At 51.8% G+C, this 18,085-nt stretch carries 20 protein-coding genes; 7 read left to right on the forward strand and 13 right to left on the reverse strand.

The genetic code is table 11. The features are described from left to right. Positions 1-147 precede the first annotated feature (147 nt). The 7 genes from galA to MKX70_RS29165 all read right to left on the reverse strand — a co-directional run bounded on the left by galA (position 148) and on the right by MKX70_RS29165 (position 8,901). Entirely contained in the window at positions 148-2,520 is a 2,373-nt protein-coding gene (gene galA, locus MKX70_RS29135) for a beta-galactosidase GalA (protein WP_340841713.1), read from the reverse strand. 191 nt (positions 2,521-2,711) lie between these two features. After that, a complete protein-coding gene (locus MKX70_RS29140) occupies positions 2,712-3,716 on the reverse strand; it encodes a CapA family protein (RefSeq protein WP_445323723.1) in 1,005 nt (334 codons plus the stop codon). A 59-nt stretch (positions 3,717-3,775) separates the two neighbouring features. After that, positions 3,776-4,243, reverse strand: coding sequence for a YfbM family protein (locus tag MKX70_RS29145; protein WP_042234509.1), 468 nt, complete (start codon positions 4,241-4,243; stop codon positions 3,776-3,778). 100 nt (positions 4,244-4,343) lie between these two features. After that, on the reverse strand, positions 4,344-5,003 hold the full coding sequence (locus tag MKX70_RS29150) for a class I SAM-dependent methyltransferase (RefSeq protein WP_039307858.1): 660 nt from the start codon (positions 5,001-5,003) through the stop codon (positions 4,344-4,346). Positions 5,004-5,256: 253 nt separating this feature from the next. Next, positions 5,257-6,579 carry a collagen-like protein gene (locus MKX70_RS29155; protein WP_340841376.1) on the reverse strand — a complete coding sequence of 441 codons (1,323 nt, stop codon included), beginning with the start codon at positions 6,577-6,579 and terminating at the stop codon, positions 5,257-5,259. A gap of 343 nt (positions 6,580-6,922) precedes the next feature. Beyond that, on the reverse strand, positions 6,923-7,945 hold the full coding sequence (locus MKX70_RS29160) for an SDR family oxidoreductase (protein ID WP_042234503.1): 1,023 nt from the start codon (positions 7,943-7,945) through the stop codon (positions 6,923-6,925). A gap of 17 nt (positions 7,946-7,962) precedes the next feature. Further along, the gene (locus tag MKX70_RS29165) at positions 7,963-8,901 is read right to left on the reverse strand and encodes an aldo/keto reductase family protein (RefSeq protein ID WP_042234500.1); all 939 of its coding nucleotides are present in this window, start codon (positions 8,899-8,901) and stop codon (positions 7,963-7,965) included. Positions 8,902-9,069: 168 nt separating this feature from the next. Here MKX70_RS29165 and MKX70_RS29170 point away from each other — a divergent pair, with 168 nt between their 5' ends. The 3 genes from MKX70_RS29170 to MKX70_RS29180 all read left to right on the forward strand — a co-directional run bounded on the left by MKX70_RS29170 (position 9,070) and on the right by MKX70_RS29180 (position 11,683). Then, positions 9,070-9,414 (forward strand): winged helix-turn-helix transcriptional regulator, encoded by a 345-nt coding sequence (locus tag MKX70_RS29170; RefSeq protein ID WP_042234497.1) that lies wholly within the window; start codon positions 9,070-9,072, stop codon positions 9,412-9,414. 415 nt (positions 9,415-9,829) lie between these two features. Further along, entirely contained in the window at positions 9,830-10,165 is a 336-nt protein-coding gene (locus MKX70_RS29175; protein WP_042234493.1) for an ArsR/SmtB family transcription factor, read from the forward strand. Between the two features lie 42 nt (positions 10,166-10,207). Further along, positions 10,208-11,683, forward strand: a complete 1,476-nt coding sequence (locus MKX70_RS29180; protein WP_340788817.1) for an MDR family MFS transporter — start codon at positions 10,208-10,210, stop codon at positions 11,681-11,683. Positions 11,684-11,872: 189 nt separating this feature from the next. Here MKX70_RS29180 and MKX70_RS29185 read toward each other — a convergent pair whose 3' ends face one another. Continuing rightward, positions 11,873-12,472, reverse strand: a complete 600-nt coding sequence (locus MKX70_RS29185) for a TetR/AcrR family transcriptional regulator (RefSeq protein WP_042234487.1) — start codon at positions 12,470-12,472, stop codon at positions 11,873-11,875. Between the two features lie 117 nt (positions 12,473-12,589). On the opposite strand from MKX70_RS29185, the gene MKX70_RS29190 reads away from it, so the two are divergent. Continuing rightward, on the forward strand, positions 12,590-13,138 hold the full coding sequence (locus MKX70_RS29190; RefSeq protein WP_042234485.1) for a hypothetical protein: 549 nt from the start codon (positions 12,590-12,592) through the stop codon (positions 13,136-13,138). A gap of 147 nt (positions 13,139-13,285) precedes the next feature. On the opposite strand, the gene MKX70_RS29195 is transcribed toward MKX70_RS29190, so the two are convergent. Further along, a complete protein-coding gene (locus MKX70_RS29195) occupies positions 13,286-13,891 on the reverse strand; it encodes a DUF1349 domain-containing protein (RefSeq protein ID WP_340841377.1) in 606 nt (201 codons plus the stop codon). A 188-nt stretch (positions 13,892-14,079) separates the two neighbouring features. On the opposite strand from MKX70_RS29195, the gene MKX70_RS29200 reads away from it, so the two are divergent. The 3 genes from MKX70_RS29200 to MKX70_RS29210 all read left to right on the forward strand — a co-directional run bounded on the left by MKX70_RS29200 (position 14,080) and on the right by MKX70_RS29210 (position 15,592). Continuing rightward, positions 14,080-14,445 carry a MerR family transcriptional regulator gene (locus MKX70_RS29200; RefSeq protein ID WP_340841378.1) on the forward strand — a complete coding sequence of 122 codons (366 nt, stop codon included), beginning with the start codon at positions 14,080-14,082 and terminating at the stop codon, positions 14,443-14,445. Between the two features lie 18 nt (positions 14,446-14,463). Then, complete coding sequence (locus MKX70_RS29205; protein WP_340841379.1) at positions 14,464-15,225, forward strand: SDR family oxidoreductase; 762 nt, start codon at positions 14,464-14,466, stop codon at positions 15,223-15,225. A 154-nt stretch (positions 15,226-15,379) separates the two neighbouring features. Further along, complete coding sequence (locus MKX70_RS29210; RefSeq protein WP_042211670.1) at positions 15,380-15,592, forward strand: hypothetical protein; 213 nt, start codon at positions 15,380-15,382, stop codon at positions 15,590-15,592. Between the two features lie 78 nt (positions 15,593-15,670). On the opposite strand, the gene MKX70_RS29215 is transcribed toward MKX70_RS29210, so the two are convergent. The 4 genes from MKX70_RS29215 to MKX70_RS29230 form a co-directional block, all read right to left on the reverse strand. Beyond that, the gene (locus tag MKX70_RS29215; RefSeq protein ID WP_340841380.1) at positions 15,671-16,489 is read right to left on the reverse strand and encodes a serine/threonine protein kinase; all 819 of its coding nucleotides are present in this window, start codon (positions 16,487-16,489) and stop codon (positions 15,671-15,673) included. Between the two features lie 382 nt (positions 16,490-16,871). Next, on the reverse strand, positions 16,872-17,441 hold the full coding sequence (locus MKX70_RS29220; RefSeq protein WP_039306375.1) for a manganese catalase family protein: 570 nt from the start codon (positions 17,439-17,441) through the stop codon (positions 16,872-16,874). A 47-nt stretch (positions 17,442-17,488) separates the two neighbouring features. After that, positions 17,489-17,755 (reverse strand): spore coat protein CotJB, encoded by a 267-nt coding sequence (locus MKX70_RS29225; protein ID WP_042234476.1) that lies wholly within the window; start codon positions 17,753-17,755, stop codon positions 17,489-17,491. Positions 17,756-17,758: 3 nt separating this feature from the next. Continuing rightward, positions 17,759-17,974, reverse strand: a complete 216-nt coding sequence (locus MKX70_RS29230) for a spore coat associated protein CotJA (protein WP_042135306.1) — start codon at positions 17,972-17,974, stop codon at positions 17,759-17,761. Between the last annotated feature and the right edge of the window lie 111 nt (positions 17,975-18,085).

The following is an 18,085-nucleotide window of genomic DNA, read 5'->3' on the forward strand; positions in this document are numbered from 1 at the left end:
ACAAAGGCGGTCGCTACCGCTCCTACAGTTCCAGAATCCCCCTTCGTTCCTTCTCGCTTTGTTATCTTCATTGGTTCATCTTATATATTATCGTTCCACCCGCCGGAAATAAATAGCCGCTCCACAAGTTCACTTCTCGTCTTATGATTATTCCGCAGTCACCTGCAGCACCACTTCCGCAGAGGCCAGTCCCGTGGACACCGCCCGAACCTGGATGGAGCCCGCTTCCGGTGACGCCTGAATCAAGGCCAGGCACCAGCCGTTAAAAGCACGCCGCAGCGGAGACTTGTCCGGCTCATGGCTGCTTGGATTGCCGTTGCCGACGCCGAGCAGACCTCCCGCTCCCGACACTTCAAACCGGATCTCGTTGTCGGCCGCAGGAACGACATAACCCTGCTTGTCCAGAATAGCCACGCGGACCGGGATCGTATCACAGCCATCCGCCCGGCCCTCCAGCCGGTCAGGGAACAACGCGATCTGGTACGGCTGGCCTGCTGTGACTACAGCCTTCTCGGCAATGGCCAGGCCGCCGCGTTTGCCGATAGCTTTTAACTCACCCGGCTCATAGATGACCTCCCACGATAAATACCCGGTTCTATCTGCCTGCTGTTCGCCCAGACTTCTGCCGTTCAGACTCAGCTCCACCGTCTCGGTGTTGGAGAATACGCGCACTTCAACCGGCTTCCCCTCCGAGCCCGGCCAATTCCAGTGCGGCAGCACATGAACCATCGGCTCGTCCTTCCACACCGCCTGCATATAGTAATAGCTGTCTTTGGGGAACCCGCAGGTGTCCATCAGCCCGAAATGCGAGTTAATGCACGGCCACAGATAAGGGGTCGGCTCCCCCCGGTAATCGAATCCGGTCCACATGAAGACGCCGGTCAGAAAACGGTAATTCACCAGATCACTCCACGCCTGCTGCGGAGTGCAGCCCCAGGAAGGAATGTTCGTGCCATATTCGGAACAGTAGCCCTTGACCGGATCATCTTCGTAGATTCCCCGGGTTGCCGTATAACTGGCACATTCACTGCCGATCATCAGCCGCACAGGATATAACCCGTGGTCACGGATGTCGATATTATGGGTCTCCCGGTGTCCATAATTATAGCCAGTAATCTCTACCACATCGTTATAGCCATTCTCGTTCCAGCCATGGTTCATCGCCGCAGAGGTCGGGCGGGTCGGATCGATCCGGCGGGTCCGGTCCGCGAGTGTCTTCAGTATCCGCGCACCTGTCACGGTACCTTCAAGAACCTCCTCATTCTCCAGGTTCCAGATGATTACTGAGGGATGATTCCGGTCCCTGAGGAGCATCCGCTCCAACTGGCTCAGTCCATTCGGGCTGCTGTCGAGCTTGCGGTTCTCATCCATTACCAGCATGCCGATCCGGTCACAGATATCCAGCAGCTCGGGGGCTGGAGGATGGTGGGCACTGCGGTAGGCGTTGGAGCCCATCTCCTGCAGCAGTCTAAGCTTGTATTCGATCAGGCTGTCCGGCAGCGCTACGCCGACCCCGGCGAAGTCCTGATGGTTGCATGTCCCTTTGATGAGCAGCGGTTCTCCGTTCAGGAAGAAGCCTTCCTCCGCATCGAAGCGTATGCTGCGGATGCCGAACAGCGTCTCATACCGGTCAATCTCTTTCCCTTCATATATAACAGCCGATTCCGCCTTATATAAATACGGCGATTCCGTACCCCAGAGCATAGGCTGATTCACCTCAAAGCTCTGCTCAATCTCCGTCTCAGCATGCCAGTCCGCATAAGCATCCGCTGAATCCGCACAGATCTGTATTCCATCCGCATCATAAATCACCGTGCGCAGCGATACCGGCAGGCCCTCAGTATAATCATTGCGGAGACGTGTGCGGATGTTGACTACGGCCTGCTCTTTGGCCACTTCCGGTGTCGTTATATAGGTTCCATACTCAGCTACATGCAGGCGGTCCGTATTCTCCAGCCAGACATGACGGTAAATGCCGCAGCCCTCATACCACCAGCCTTCACATTCGCTAGCATCTACTTTGACCAGAATGACATTACTGCCCTCCCCGCCATAGCGGAGAACATCCGACAGATCGTAACTGAACCCTATATATCCTCCGTGATGCGAGCCGATCAGATGCCCGTTAACCCATACCGTGCTGGTGCCCGATACTCCGTCAAAGCGTACCGTCCATTTACTGCCTGCAGCGTCTGCAGGAAGCTCGAAGGTTTTGCGGTAGAAGCCTGTACCGCCCGGAAGATAACCATGGCTGCCGTCCCTTGCGCCAAGCATTTCATCCGGAACATACTGCTGCTCCACACACCAGTCATGCGGCAGGCTGAGTGCGGTCCATTCCAGCTGCTGCTCACCCATTCCTTTATCATTAAAAGCAATATCCAGCCACTCCCCCTCCCGGAGAGCACCCGTATCTGTAATACCGCCTGTCATTCCACCCTTGACTGCATAAGGAATCTGGAGCTCCCCTTTATAAAAGCCCCAGTTCTCATCAAACTTGACTTTGGTTCTTACGGTTCCCATACTCACTTCTGCAAAAACCTCCTTGATGAACTAATATTCATATTGTAGAGTAGATTAGCTTTACGCCGTTAGTACAATGCTAATAATGAATAGCACAAAATGAATATGACCTGGCTCCAATGCAAATAGCCCGGAGAAGAAAAGTCTGCTTCTCCGGGCTATTCAGTATATCCTCAGCACTCCCTGTTGCTTCAGAGCTTCTCGCTGACCGCTCCGCCCGCTGTGATCTTCGCATTGAAGGAGAGCTGATTCAGCAGCTTGTAGGTCTCTTTGTTATAGGCTTCACCCATGAAATTGGGCTGCCCGCCAATGATTTTGACTGGAGTAATACTGCTCGTCACCCCGGAATTGCTGATCGTGAAGTTGACCAGCATCGAATGCAGCGTCTTGTCCCCGCCCCGTGTAGAGCGGTTGAACACAAAATTGCCCAGCGAATAGTAGATCGGCTTATGCTTGTAATATTCGATCCCCATCAGACAATGGCTATGCGCCCCGAGGATAATATCGGCCCCGCTGTCGATCATCTGTTTCGCCAGAGTCCGGGCGTACTGTTCAGGGTAGTCCTTGAACTCCTCATTCCAGTGAATATAGACAATGGTATAATCGTTGTCCTTGGCTGATTGCTTAATCGCACTCAGCAGAGGCTCCGCTGTATAGGCGGAAGCCGCACCCGGACTGTTCTTGCCTGCATACCAGGAAGGATCAGACAATACCCGGCTTACACCCAGCATGGCGATCCGCTTGCCTTTGACCGTCTTGGTGTAAGGTTTAAAAGCCTGTTGTATGTTCGCGCCTGCCCCTGTGTGTCCGATCTTATTTCTGTCCAGATGAATCAGCGTGTCGAGCATGGCGGTTTGTCCATAATCCAGAATATGATTATTCGCCAGGGATACTCCGTCAATTCCTGCGTAGCTCAGTCCTGCCAATGCTGCCGGCTTAGAGCGGAAGGCGAACATTTTCTCGGCGGCATCTCCCCGCACGGAGACCGGTGTCTCCAGATTGGCAAAAGCCAGATCGGCCTTCTGCAGCACTGGCGCTACTTTGACGAACGGGAAATTGACCCCGTATTTGGCAATCTGCTCGCCGACAAAACCGTCCAGCAGAATGTCTCCGGCAAAAGCAAGCTGAATCTTGTCCTGCGGAGCAGCCCCTTTGGCACTAAGACCCGCAGCCGGTACTAATAGGAGCAGAATCATTATTATAATGGCATATCTGCGCAAGTTCTCTGGCTCCTTTTCTACAAATTCAAATGAGGTTATGAGATATAAAATACTACATACGCTTGATCAGCGCTTGCGGTCCGGTAGAACTCTTTCATAGCCGTGAAATACGTATACATATAGTCAAAAAACTCTTCCGGTTCATCATCATCCACCAGCGGGTATACCCCTTCGTCCAGCATCTGCCGGAATTGATACTGTTCCCGCATAAACGCCTCTTCTATTCCCTCCAGGGCAGCAGCGGTTTCTGTCACCTGTTCCGGCTCCAGCACAAATACCTCGGCATCGGAATAGTGTCCGGCATAATATTGGCCATTCATTGGCACAACCGCCCCAAGTGCTGAACCTTCCTCCGTGCCCCCGCCGCTTAGTGTATAATGCAGCGCCTGCCAGGCCTTATCGATATCCAGCTTCGGTTCGATTCCGTGCAGACTGATCTCTTCATCCCGGATGGCCTGAAGCAGTTCCGCAGTTACAGTGATGTAGTTACCAATCATCCCCATGAAGTTGTCTCCTTCTCTCTTCCGTCTTGAGCCTATTCTACTATACCGGAAGGAAACAACCAAATGATGGGGATTATACCTCTACCGTTCTATGCTAGTACTAACCCTGCGCCTTCTTGAGCACCGCCCGGAAACAGTTCAGGCCGCCCCACTGATCGGTATGCACCGCATCTGCCGGAAGATTGAAATCTGTCTCGCCCCAATACTGAAACCCGGCCTGGAGCAGAATCTCATTCATCCGCGGCAGGTTCACGGTCGGATAATCAAAGGTCAGCACGAGCAGACCTTCTCCATTAAGAGTTCTGTGAAATTCCCGCACCGCAAGCACCGAATCCTGCACCGACAGATGCTCCAGTACCGAGATGCAAAAAATCGTATCAAAGCTCTCATCCTCATACGGCAGTGCGGTAAGATCCGCCTGGGTCAGATGCAGCCGGTTTGTTCTTCTGGCCTGCACCTGCTGGGCTGCCAATTCTCCGATATCATCGGCAATATCCTGCATAATCGCTTCCCGTGACAGAATCCGGGCATCAATATCACAGGCGAAGACCTCTGCACTATAGCCGGCAAGGTAGAATTTAAGCGGGTGGGATATTCCGCAGGCGGCATCCAGCACCACATCATGCGGTGAAATAAAGTTGGTGCACCATTCGTATTCATAGGGACGGCTCCACCAGGATTCCGGCAAATCATAAATCAGCTTCTCACGGCGGGCATCAGTATTCACAAAAAAACGGGAGACATATGGATGTGTCGGCATAACCAGGACTCCTTTTATGAGGGGATTTCGGTAGTGAGAGTATATTCACGAATCCGTATTTCATGCTATACCTGAATGATAAGCTGACACCGGCATGGATCGAACTCTGAATCTACGGGATAAGGAGCAGATGTAGATATCTCTTCATACAAAGCAGGTGCTGTCCTTATACGGGCAGCACCTGCTTCATCAGTAATGGATAGTCCTGCAATGCTTGCTTAAGTCCTCCTTCTCCCTTTAGTATTCAAATCAGCTAGATGTCACTGGAGAGATATACCTGATACGCAGCGTTATTTGCTACATTCCTATTTAAAAATAAAGAAATGGCATCATCTCTGACCACCGGACTGCCAGGAATATTGCTGACCCAAGTAACAGTAGCAGCTGCTGGTGTGTACACCGAATTATTTGAAACAAAAACCTGATGTGATCCTACATCTGAAGAGAGGCTTGTAAAAATTAGAGTTCCGGTAATTGTGGCGGTTAGCGTAAGTGTTATAGTTGCCAATACATCCCCTGGAGCCGGTACAACAGCAGTATTAATCACATTTTTACTTATTTGATAAACATAATTTCCTGCTGGAAGGTTGTTTACATCAATGCTTGATGCAAATGCCACAACATTGCCTGTGGAACCTGTTACAACATATGGCAATGTCTCAGATTCCGGCCCCGGCGATCCCAGAAATAATTGAAACCCTGGATTTGTCCCTTGAAACAGAATCAACTTTGTTGATGTCGTTGACACAGGGCCTGTCGCTCCCGTTGCCCCTGTCGCTCCTGCTGCTCCGGCCGCTCCCGCCGTGCCTGTCGCTCCCGTTGCCCCTGTCGCTCCCGCTGCCCCGGCCGCTCCCGCCGTGCCTGTCACTCCCGTTGCCCCTGTCGCTCCCGCTGCTCCGGCCGCTCCCGCCGTTCCTGTCGCTCCCGTTGCCCCTGTCGCTCCTGCTGCTCCGGCCGCTCCTGCTGTGCCTGTCGCTCCCGTTGCCCCTGTCGCTCCCGCTGCTCCGGCCGCTCCCGCCGTGCCTGTCGCTCCCGTTGCCCCTGTCGCTCCTGCTGCTCCGGCCGCTCCTGCTGTGCCTGTCACTCCCGTTGCCCCTGTCGCTCCCGCTGCTCCGGCCGCTCCCGCCGTTCCTGTCGCTCCCGTTGCCCCTGTCGCTCCTGCTGCTCCGGCCGCTCCCGCCGTGCCTGTCGCTCCCGTTGCCCCTGTCGCTCCCGCTGCTCCGGCCGCTCCTGCTGTGCCTGTCGCTCCCGTTGCCCCTGTCGCTCCCGCTGCTCCGGCCGCTCCCGCCGTGCCTGTCGCTCCCGTTGCCCCTGTCGCTCCCGCTGCTCCGGCCGCTCCCGCCGGACCGGTTGGCCCCGTTACTCCCGTTGCTCCGCGTTCACCACCGGAGGGACCGGTAGCTCCTGTTGCACCAACCCTACCCGCTGGACCGGTAGCCCCCGTTACTCCTGTTCTCCCGGCAGCTCCCGGTGCTCCTGTTATACCCGCTGGACCAGGTTGGCCTGGCGGTCCCAGCAGAGAGTTCACAATAATCTTCGGCTGGGGACAAGTCAGCTTTACAATTTTTTTACGCACCACTACTCTTCTCTTGCAGTGTTCCTGTTGCTGGTCATTTACCCGAACTTTACGTTTTTTTGAATTGCCTGTTTTTTTTTCATTTCCATTTCCCTCATTACAAGCTCCTTTTGACTTCAATGTTTCCACCTCCGCCCTCCCATAATATGTATTTTCAGAAATACAGTATGGGCTACTATACTGGAACCATAACTTTTTTTTACAGTTTTCTACCTTCCGCATTATTCCTAACGGATTGAGATATCAATTATTCGTTGACCTTTCTCCCGCTGCTCCCGCAATTGCAACACAAACAGGCGCCCTCCCATTAAGGCGGCACCTGTCTCTGCAAGCCATTCATATTTTAAGCATAGTAGGTGAGCAACTTCGGGTCCACCCCGTGCTTGGCAATTAACCCGTCCAGCATCTTGGACCAATCCTGATCCACCGTGCATAATTCAGGATGAGCTTCGAACCAGGCGACCGAGCGCTTCACCCCTTCGGCGAAGGGAGTGGTAGCTTCGTAATCAGGAACAAAGCGTTTAATCTTGCTGTTGTCGAACACACTGCTCACAGCCTGATCACCAATCAGCCCGTCCGCCGTCCCCGGCGGTGTGTTCGCGGCGATGAAGTCGGTTGAGATATGCACAACCTTCGGTTCTCTGCCTGCGGCCTCGCCGATAGCAGCATAAATCTGATTCCAGTTCAGCACTTCGTCAGAGGTAATATGAATCGCTTCCCCGATCGCCTCCGGATGACCCAGCAGCCCGACGAACCCTTTGGCAAAATCGGAATTATGCGTCAGCGTCCATAGGGAAGTGCCGTCACCGTGAATGACGAGCGGCTGGCCTTTGCGGATGCGTTCCACCAGCGACCATGGATTACTCCAACTGGTCAGTGCCGCCGGAATGGCCGTGTCTCCATAGGTATGGGATGGACGGACAATCGTAACCGGGAAGCCGCTGTTCTGATACGCCTCCAGCAGCAGCTGTTCAGAGGCAATCTTGTCCCTGGAGTACTGCCAGTACGGATTCACCAGCGGCGTTTCCTCAGTAATGAGATAATTCCGCTGCGGCTTCTGATAAGCGGAAGCGGAGCTGATATAGATGTACTGCTTTGTTTTCCCGGTAAATAAGGCAATATCCGTCTGTACATGCTCCGGTGTGAAGGCAATCCAGTCCACCACCACATCGAATTCGTAATCCTTGAGCGCCTCGGCCGACTTCTCCTTATCGCGGATATCCCCCTGAATCACCTGCGCGCCTTGCGGTACCAAGCTGCTCCGCTCACCACGGTTGAACAGATAAAGTTCTATTCCCCGTTCCACTGCCAGCCGGGATACGGCCTGGCTGATGAGTCCCGTACCTCCGATAAATAGAACCTTCATTCTGCATCCTTCCTCTCTTAGCCGATTATTTCTTCAATCCGTGTCAATACATCCTCAGGGAGCTCAATGCCCGAAGCCTTCACATTCTCTTCCACCTGTTCCGGACGGCTGGCGCCGACCAGGGCACTGGCTACATTAGGCTGACGCAGAATCCAGGCCAGCGCCAGATTACCTACAGAAATATCCAGCTCAGCGGCAATCGTGCCCAGCTCCTGAACCTTGGCGATTCTTTCCGCCGTAATTCCTTTACGCATCCATTCGAGCTTAGCGGCCCGGCTATCCTCTGGAATATCGGAGACCGAGCTGTATTTGCCGGTCAGCAGCCCCTGGGCCAGCGGCGAGAATACGACTTGTCCGATCCCTTTGCGTAGGCCAAGCGGAATAATCTCTTTCTCGATATAACGTTCGAACATATTGTAGATCGGCTGGTTGACCACAATATGATCCAGCAGATACCGGTCGGCAACCGCAAGGGCCTCGGCCATCTGCGCCGCCGTCCATTCACTTACGCCTACATAGAGCACCTTGCCCTGCCGGACCAGATCATCCAGCGCCCGCAGCGTTTCTTCAATGGGCGTTTCCGGATCATACCGGTGGCAATACAGCAGATCCACATATTCAGCACCCAGCCGTTTCAGACTGGCATGACATTGCTCGGTAATATGCTTGCGGGACAGGCCGCGGTCATTGGGACCGTCACCCATTACGCCGTATACTTTGGTCGCCAGCACATAGGATTCGCGCGGATAGCTGCTCAAGGTAGCACCCAGCACTTTTTCCGCTGCTCCTTTTTCATAAACATTAGCCGTATCAAAAAAATTAATGCCCTGGGAGTAAGCGGTTTCAATGGCCTTGACGGCATTGTCCTGTTCAACATATCCTCCGTAGGTCAACCAGCTTCCCAGGCTGATCTCACTGACTTTAAGTCCGGTTCCACCTAATCTGCGGTATTTCATGAATCCCTTGCTCCTCTCTGAATCCGGCCTGTTAGCCGGTTGCTCCATACACATGTTCATTCTAGAACAGATTGTATATAATAGAAAGAAGTGAAAAATAGTTTATTATATGTCATCCAGTATAGTTGCTATACTCTGGTATAGTGCCATGGAACAGGAGGAAATCCCTTGAAAGCAGCCAATTCTGCCAGTAATTATATCCCGAAGAACCCCATATTAATTGAATGCAACATAGAAAAAACGCTGGAGGTACTAGCCGGAAAATGGGCTTTCCTGGTACTGAGAGAGCTGCAGGGCGGCACGAAACGCTTTGGTGAGCTGCAGCGCAATATCGGTGGGATCAGCCCGCGCGCGCTGACCAGCACCTTGAGACACCTCGAAGAGCATGGAGTACTGGAACGATGCGTGTACCCGACCGTTCCGGTGACAGTAGAATATACACTGACTCCCAAAGGTGCGGATCTGCATCAGATCCTCAAGGAAATGAAGCTGTGGTCTGCCAAATGGACCTGAGAACGCACAGCTTGCGGTCAAATCGTAGTTTGTGCCCGGGGAACCATCTGGTTGCGCTCCATGAGCGCCCACACTTGTTCTGCCAGCTCTGCTGCTGAATACGGGGTGGCCCGGGTATGTAAGACAACAGGAATAGCCTGATAAAGCCGCACTCAGCTAACTGAATGCGGCTTTATTGTACTCATGTCCGCAGCCTTCATTGTTGCGGTAATCCGCCTCCGGCCTTTCAATTTACAAATTGTGGGTCTCGACTTTCTTTCCCAATGTGGTGTTTGCACGGAGAGCGTGATACTCTGTATTCGTCAAAAGCATTAATCCATTCAACCACCCGGCAAGGAAATACTCCACTGGTACTCATACCGGTTTTGCTTCAAAGGTTCAAATGATTAAACCATCAAACGAATGAGGGGATGCTATGATTAACCAGGACTACGGCACACAGCTGGTGGGCGAATTCAAAAAGAATCAGAAGGTTCTTACTGCTATCGGCGATGAGACCCGGCAAGCCATTATTGTTACGCTGATGCAGGGCACACAAATGCCCGGGATGCGGGTAGGAGAAATTACAGAACGGACCAATCTGTCCCGGCCGGCCGTTTCCCACCATTTGCGGATTTTGAAGGAAGCAGAGATCATCAATGTCCGTAAAAAGGGGACGATGAATTATTACCATCTGGACTCCGGAAGCACGCTCAAACAGCTTAAACCATTGTTTGAACAACTGGAAAGCTTGCTGCTGCAGTGTGAATAAAGTATGCCACAACCCATGATCACATCCATTAGGAGGTTCAATATGTCAACAAAATCCGCAACAGATCTGCCCGGCGAAGATCCGCAGTCGTTCAAAAGGATTATTATACCGCTCATTACTCTTATACTCGGCTGCTTCATGGTGCTGCTGGATGGTTCGGCAGTTAATGTCGCCCTGCCCAAGCTGTCGGGAGCCTTTGGTGCATCCCTGTCCAGTCTGCAATGGGTGATTACCGCTTATGTGCTTGCCACTGCAGCGGTAATCCCCCTGGCCGGATGGCTGTCCGACAAATTCGGCGCCAAGCGAATTTTTCTGTACTCCATCGCCTTCTTCACCCTCGGGTCCATCCTCTGTGCCATGGCAGCGGACTCTGCCATGCTAATTCTCTTCCGCATCATTCAAGGGGCCGGCGGCGGAATGGTGATGCCGATTGCCTTCGCCTTCGTCTATAAGCTCTCCCCTCCGGACAAAGTGGGGGCCATTATGGGCATCCTGGGAATCCCCGTCCTGCTTGCTCCGGCTCTTGGTCCAATCATCGCCGGATGGCTGGTCGATTATGCCTCGTGGCAATGGATCTTCATCATTAACATCCCGGTTGGCCTTCTGGCCATTGGCATAGGCCTGCGTTTCCTTCCGGACATTCCGCGCGAGCCGGTCACTGACTTTGATCTATGGGGAATCGTACTGGCCCCGATTGCTTTTGCCGGCTTATCCTATGGTGTAAGCGAAGGAGCAAACGGATGGACTTCATTTAACACTGTGACTGGTTTATCTATTGGCATTATCGCTTTGGTGCTATTTATCTTGGTCGAGCTTCGCCACAAACAGCCTATTCTGGAACTGCGTGTGTTCAAATCTATGGACTTCACCAAAGGCATCGTAATCCAATGGATCTTCCAGATCGCACTGTTCGGCTCCATGTTCCTGGTTCCGGTCTTTTTGCAGCAGGCCCAGAATTACAGCGCTTTTGACACAGGAATCATCATGCTGCCGCAAGCGATAGCAGCTGCTGTAATTATTTCCATCAGCGGAACCTTATTTGACAAAGTCGGCGCCCGTCCGCTGGTCATTGCGGGTATGACGTTTGTCGCTGTCTCCGCATTCATCTTAACCAGGGTCACAGCTGCCGATGGCGTCTCCGTGCTGATTCTTCCCCTGGCCCTGCTTGGAGCAGGAATGGGACTGTCCCTGATGCCGCTGAACACCCATCTGATTCAAGCTTCTCCGCCTAAGCTGGTGGGCCGGGTCACCTCGCTTACCAACGCTGCCCAACAGGTGATGAGCTCCTTTGCCATAGCCGGCTTAATGACCGTCCTTACCCGCACAATGAAAGGTTTCATGCCGGGTGACGGCATTCCAACACTGGATACTTGGACCAAAGCCTTCTCCGGTACGTTTATGGTGCTCGTATATATCGCCTCTATTGGTCTTATTCTGGGATTCCTCCTGAAGAAACCTGCGGCTCTTGAGGAAGGCGACAGTGCAGCACACCTCGAAACCGGCAAAAGCTTCATGTAAGTGACTGTCCCAATTAATTAAGCCAGCATTCTACTTCAAGGCCAAGACCCGGCAGCAGCGGTACTGCCATGGCATCACCAGCCACTTCGCCGATAAAGAAAAAGCAAAACCACACCTTAGTTTAAGATGTGGTTTTGCCTGATTTAACAATAACGTCTCGAAAAATATAACTTCTAGCAATATAGTAAATTACTGAGGCTGTTCACTACAGCAGATGGAATCCAGATGAACGTTCAGCACCCGGATTATCCGCTGTTTGTCCAGGCGTTCAGGCTCCAGCATCGCATGCAGGGCCAGTCCGTCGACCACGGCATACAGCCGCTCAGCTTCACTGTCCTTATCCAGCTCCTGCCGAAGCAGCTCATGCTGGTCCAGATAATCAATCAACTGGATGACAAGCGGATAGATAGCATCGCTAAGCTCATCATTAGGCTCCCCGGCAGACTTGAGATGGAAGATAAATGCGAACCATACCTCCATCTCAGCCATGCTGCTGTCATCTATGGGAAGAAGCTCCAGCAGTACCCTCTTAACCTGCTCCTTGGGGGGAAGATCAAGATTCATAATATCCACGATCCGTGCAGTTACCCTTTCCTTCACCAGATTCATTGCAAACACCAGCAATTCGTGCTGTGTGGAGAAATAATGGCGCAGCGCCCCCAGAGATACCCCCGCCTCAGCAGCAATATTTCGCACAGTTGCCCCTTTGATTCCCTGATGGATAATGACACGCCAGGTCGCTTCCGCTATATTCGATTTCCGCTCTGAATGATCCACAATTTTTGGCATGTGCACATTGTAGCATAAGCAGAATACGAAACACAATTTAAATAATACAGTTGTATTGTTTAAAGTTCACTGCTATACTTCCGTTATTACCAAAAATAATCCAACAAGAGGTGTATTATGAATCTGGTAGCATGGGCGATTGTCGCCTGCGAAGTGTTGTTCTGGGTTGTCATCCTTGCCGGCTTTACGGCACGTTATATCTTCAAGCGCAACACGTTGGGACTGATTTTCCTTGCGCTGACTCCGGTGCTGGACATCATTCTGCTGATCATCTCCGGTGTGGATCTGGCCGGAGGAGCTTCCGCTACGACGGCGCATGCGCTTGCGGCTGTGTACATTTCAGTGTCCATTGTGTTCGGTAAAAGCATGATCGCCTGGGCGGATGAACGCTTCCGCTACTATGTCACCAAGCAAGGGGCGCGGCCGGTCAAACGGTACGGCATGGAGCATGCCCGGCATTATTTCAAGGGCTGGGTGAAGCATCTGCTCTCTTTTGTGCTCGCCGCAGGTATTCTCTACGGACTCATTGTGTGGATTGACGACCCCGCCCGCACGGAAGCGCTGCTAAGCATTCTGACGGTATGGTCTGTTGTAGTCGGGATTGATCTGATCATCACCGTTACCTATTTCATCTGGCCCAGACAGGTAAAGGGCAACGCACGCTGAAACATTTCCCATACCGTCATCACGGTTAATTCACGGTTAATTCACGGTTTATTCACGGTTTATTCACGGCTTATTCACGGTTTATTCACGGCTTATTCACGGCTTATTCACGGCTTATTCACGGTTTATTCACGGTTTATTCACGGCTTATTCACCCGCTCTTATATTTTTGACCGTCCGGTTCTCCAGTGTGAAATTCCGGTAGATTCTCTCTCCGCCTTCGCCTGTTGGGGCTTGTGCCAATAGTCCAACCTTGATCGTTTCTTCCGCCGGAAGGTTAAAGAAGCGCATCATATCAAACCTTACACCATCTGTCGAATAATGAAAGGCGAAGGCATTCCCGGACCTTGCGGCCTGCAGCCATACCTCATTGCCATCAATATTACAGCCATTGGCATCATCCGAGGTCTGATTTGTTACTACACTGACCACGGCGTGGGTATTGAAATCTGTCAGCTCAAAGCAGGCCTTGGCCCAGACCGTCAGGTCCTGCATCACCATAATGGAAGAGGAATCGTAGGTATCCCGGAAGTCATGGCTAACCTTCAACCGCAGCACGAAATCACCGGACACTTCTGTATAGAAGAAGGGTGCATTCGTCAGACTTTCAGGGGTAAGCCCTTCTTCAGCTATGGCACCGTTGTTACAGAAAAAGTCGCTGTTAGCAGTGGCTTCTAATATAATAGCATCATCCTCAAACCTGATGTTCCCCTCATTCATCCACTTGTACGCCGGAAAATCCGCTGCATTCATTCAATATTCCTCCCATTTTTGGATAAATCTTATTTATCGGAAACGCATTCTCTTAATATAGCAAAGATATAAATTTATCTCAAAAAGTATATTTCATTAGTGTAAAAATATATGTGTTGACTTAAACCATGGTTCAAGTCGTATCCTATTCCTGTCGACAACTAACCAACTGCCATGGAGGTCTCCAGATGAAATATGTTTCCATTAGCGAAGCTGCAGCCCAGTTAGGGATTCCGGAATCAACGATTCGTTATTATGAGAAAAAGGGTTTATTGCCACAGATGGAGCGTGATGAAGCCGGGAGGCGGATATTCTCGGAGAATCGTATTGCTTTCCTTAAGATCATTATTTATTTGAAAAATACGCATATGCCCATCTGCAGTATCCGGCAATATGTGGACTGGATGTTAGAAGGGGACAGCACGACTGAACTCCGGCTTAGAATGTTTCAGGAGCATAAGCAGGCTGTGCTGGCGGAAATTGCGCTCATGACAGAATCCTTGCAGGGCATCGACAAGAAAATCGCACGGTATACCAATTATTTATCAAAATAATGGAGAAGAGGTACCACAATGAAACTTTCAGGAAACACAATCCTTATTACAGGCGGAGGCTCCGGAATCGGGCTCGCTTTTGCCGAACGCTTCATCAATGGCGGGAATACAGTCATCAGTACCGGGCGGCGTGAACAGGTCCTGCAGGATGCCAAAGACAAGCTCCCCGGCCTGATTACCCGTGTAAGTGATTTGAATATAGAATCCGAGCGTACCGCCTTGTTCGACTGGGTAACTGCGAACTATCCGGAAGTAAATGTATTAGTGAACAATGCCGGGACCCAGCAGCGCTTCAATGTACTCAAGGCAGATGCGAGAAACAACTGGGCTTATTTCAATCAAGAAATCACAACTAACCTTGAAGCCCCTGTTCATCTGGCGATGCTGTTCGCTCCATTATTCGCAGCACGGGAAGCGGCGGCTATCCTGAGCGTCACCTCCGGCCTAGCCTTCACACCGTTTGCCATTGGCCCGATCTATTCAGCGACGAAGGCGGCGCTTCATTCGTTCACCATGAGTCTCAGACTCCAGCTCTCTGATACCTCTGTAGAAGTGATTGAGATTGCTCCTCCGGCGGTGAATACAGATCTCGGCGGAAGCGGGCTGCATGTCCACGGCGAACCGTTAGATGCGTTCACGGATGGAATCTTCCAGGGATTAGCCGAAGGACTGCAGGAGATCGGCTACGGCACTTCGGTGGACCGGCTGCGCATGTCACGGGATAAGATCGACGAATACGCGGTCAATATGTATCAGGCAACGAAGAGTTATATCGAATAACATTATCATTACGCTTGGTATACAAACAACCCCGCCGCAAATGGACGGGGTTTAATTTTTATTGAAACCAGCCGCGTACGGAAGCCGTAGTACGGGTAACTAACGATTAAAGCCGCACTGCAATGGCTACTACAACCTTAGAGGAGGAAACAAGATGTTTAAGAAAATTCTTGGTAAAGTCCTGCACTCCGTGGAGCAGTCCAAACATGGCGGACACCGCAGGCATTCGAGCAGCAACAAAGGGAGGCCAGTATCCAGAAGGCATTCAAGCAGCAGCCACGGATACAAGCGGCATTCCTCTTCAGATGCCCGCCGCGGAGGAACCGGACATAAATACTATAAGAACCGTTACGGCAGTTCAAGCTGAAGCTGGCTTGATTTCTTCATACACAGTCATAAGGCGCCTCTTAGCATTTGGCTGAGGGCACCTTTTTTTGAACAGATATCATCGCAGCAGACTCTTATACAATTTTCCGGCCTCACGCATAAATCCAGCTGTGTCCGGATAGGTCTCCTGCTCCCCAAGCAGCCGGGACAGTATCTGCAGCATTCCCGGCGATAGCTCCAGCTCTTCCCGCCAGCTCCGCTCCGCCCCTCCCCGTACTGGCACATAACCGGAATACAGCATGAACAGCATCAGTTGTCCTACATCGTACAAATCCGAGGCAATCACCGGCGGCCTACGTTCCGGCAGCTCTTTCTCCCTCGGCTTCAGCAGCCAGGGTACGGTATCCGCCTCTCCTATTTGTACGGCCAATCCGAAATCAATTAAGTACAGATCTTCATTCTGGAGAATCACATTGGGAATCCGCAAATCGAGGTGAACGTATCCGCGCGAATGGACATGGGCAACCCGATCCATCAGCTTCAGCGTTGTGGCCAGACATTCCCGCTCACCATAGACGATCTGTTCATCAAAGATCAGATCCTCCAGCGTCTTCCCCGCAATATAATCGGTAACCAGCCAATTCGAGCCTTTATATTTGAAATAATCGCGGTATTTAAGAATATTAGGATGATCCATTGCCTGTAAAATAGCACCCTCCCTGGCAAGCAACGCCCGGCCAACCGCTTTCTTGCTGGGTCTGGACTGTTTAATCGCAAAGAGAGCGCCATTCCTTGAATCATAGCAGAGGTACGTCAGCCCGTAGCTGCCTTCTCCCAGCAAAGCCTCAATTGTATAATGCCCGCCAATCACAGCCCCTTCCGGGAAGGGATAATCCCGCCAGGCCCGGATGAATCCGCGCCACCGTTCAAATGCCATAACCATTATGCTCCCCTTTCCACTATCCGCATCCTGCACCAGATTGATCATCAGTAGCAGTATTATCTCACAGATGGCTGTATCTGGCACCGAGGCACGGCAGGTCAGCACAAAGGCAGGGCGTTAACTACAGAAAAAAGAGACTATCCAACCAGCCATTTCATAGCTTTTGGAACAGCCCCTAGTTATGTATCATAAATGTTGTACGTTTTACAGCTTTGCTTCCAAGATGCCCTGGGGTTCGCGAGGATTCCTGTATGAAATACAACAATTATCCCGCATAGCCGCATAAACAAGCAGAAATCCTGCCTTTTGTACAACAATTTCCGGTTAGGCTCGAATTCATGAGCGAAATGTTGTATTTTGGGCAGGATTAAGCTCCTCAGAACACCTTCTTCTTATCCCGTTCCTCAATCAATATCTGCACAGACTCCTTAAATCTTAGCGCATGCACGATTTCCCGCTCCCGCAGGAACTTGAGGCTGTCCTGCAGATCCACATCATCCGTCATGTCGATCAGCCACTGGTATGTAGCCCGGGCCTTTTCTTCGGCGGCAATGTCCTCATACAGGTCAGCGAGCGGATCACCCTTGGCTTGGATGTAGGCGGCTGTCCACGGCACCCCTGCCGAGTTCTGGTAGAACAGCGCATGATCCCGCTGCGCGTAGTTCGGACCGAGTCCCGCCGCCTCAAGCTCACTGATCGAAGCGTCCTTGGTCAGTTTATAGATCATGGTGGCAATCATTTCCAAATGGGCAAATTCTTCAGTCGATATATCCGTTAATACGCCGATGACCTTATCGGGAATCGCATACCGCTGATTCATATACCGCAGTGCCGCCGCCAGTTCTCCATCTGCCCCGCCGTATTGCTCCATCAGATAACGCGCCATCCGCACATCGCATTTGCCGACACGCACCGGGTATTGCAGCTTTTTCTCATAAATCCACATTCGTGCACTTCCCCCTCCTTAGACTTATTCATTCCTCACCCGGGCCGCTAGACTTGCCAAGGCCAGGGACTCTGACTCCATTGCCACGGACATTTGGAATACGCGCGGCCGAAGTTCTGCAACGGGCCGTATAGCTCCTGGAACTGGCTCGCCAGCTTCGTTCGTTCGAAGGTCAGCTGATTAAATTGCTCAATGGCCTTCAGATCCTCAGGATGGGTATCCAGATACAGATTCAGCTCCACCAGTGCGAAATCGAGCACCTGCAGCTGCTCCAGCATTTCGTAATAGCGGGGTTCGCAAGGATTTGCTTCCATCGCCTACTTCCCTCCTTTGGACTTGGACTCATACGGGCTGAACAGCGCGGGCCATAGCGTTCCGTACTTCAGCGCTTCAGGCAGGGAGAACTGCGGCAGATTCGGGGGCTGGAAATTAATGAATTGGTTCGGCGGTACTACATACGTCTTGAACGGCACCGGCGGACAGGGATCAAACGGTCCCCTATACGGTGTCCATACACGTTCCTGGGAGTTCAATGTTTCATTCCTCCTCAAAGTTTGATGAGCTTCGTTTCATGGATGTCATATCTGATAGTTACCTTCATAACTAATTTATGACAGCTCTAAGGGATATCAGAACGCAATTGC

The sequence above is a fragment of the Paenibacillus sp. FSL R7-0312 genome, from assembly GCF_038004445.1.
In the GTDB taxonomy this organism is placed as follows: domain Bacteria; phylum Bacillota; class Bacilli; order Paenibacillales; family Paenibacillaceae; genus Paenibacillus_AQ.

Coding starts and splice junctions, on each gene's coding strand:
- MKX70_RS29185 (WP_042234487.1), bottom strand. CDS start 12,472: ATGCCAAAAATTGTGGATCATTCAGAGCGGAAATCGAATATAGCGGAA.
- galA (WP_340841713.1), bottom strand. CDS start 2,520: ATGGGAACCGTAAGAACCAAAGTCAAGTTTGATGAGAACTGGGGCTTT.
- MKX70_RS29175 (WP_042234493.1), top strand. CDS start 9,830: ATGATTAACCAGGACTACGGCACACAGCTGGTGGGCGAATTCAAAAAG.
- MKX70_RS29165 (WP_042234500.1), bottom strand. CDS start 8,901: ATGAAATACCGCAGATTAGGTGGAACCGGACTTAAAGTCAGTGAGATC.
- MKX70_RS29190 (WP_042234485.1), top strand. CDS start 12,590: ATGAATCTGGTAGCATGGGCGATTGTCGCCTGCGAAGTGTTGTTCTGG.
- MKX70_RS29225 (WP_042234476.1), bottom strand. CDS start 17,755: ATGGAAGCAAATCCTTGCGAACCCCGCTATTACGAAATGCTGGAGCAG.
- MKX70_RS29200 (WP_340841378.1), top strand. CDS start 14,080: ATGAAATATGTTTCCATTAGCGAAGCTGCAGCCCAGTTAGGGATTCCG.
- MKX70_RS29215 (WP_340841380.1), bottom strand. CDS start 16,489: ATGGCATTTGAACGGTGGCGCGGATTCATCCGGGCCTGGCGGGATTAT.
- MKX70_RS29145 (WP_042234509.1), bottom strand. CDS start 4,243: ATGGGGATGATTGGTAACTACATCACTGTAACTGCGGAACTGCTTCAG.
- MKX70_RS29180 (WP_340788817.1), top strand. CDS start 10,208: ATGTCAACAAAATCCGCAACAGATCTGCCCGGCGAAGATCCGCAGTCG.
- MKX70_RS29220 (WP_039306375.1), bottom strand. CDS start 17,441: ATGTGGATTTATGAGAAAAAGCTGCAATACCCGGTGCGTGTCGGCAAA.
- MKX70_RS29150 (WP_039307858.1), bottom strand. CDS start 5,003: ATGCCGACACATCCATATGTCTCCCGTTTTTTTGTGAATACTGATGCC.
- MKX70_RS29140 (WP_445323723.1), bottom strand. CDS start 3,716: ATGATTCTGCTCCTATTAGTACCGGCTGCGGGTCTTAGTGCCAAAGGG.
- MKX70_RS29195 (WP_340841377.1), bottom strand. CDS start 13,891: ATGAATGCAGCGGATTTTCCGGCGTACAAGTGGATGAATGAGGGGAAC.
- MKX70_RS29210 (WP_042211670.1), top strand. CDS start 15,380: ATGTTTAAGAAAATTCTTGGTAAAGTCCTGCACTCCGTGGAGCAGTCC.
- MKX70_RS29205 (WP_340841379.1), top strand. CDS start 14,464: ATGAAACTTTCAGGAAACACAATCCTTATTACAGGCGGAGGCTCCGGA.
- MKX70_RS29160 (WP_042234503.1), bottom strand. CDS start 7,945: ATGAAGGTTCTATTTATCGGAGGTACGGGACTCATCAGCCAGGCCGTA.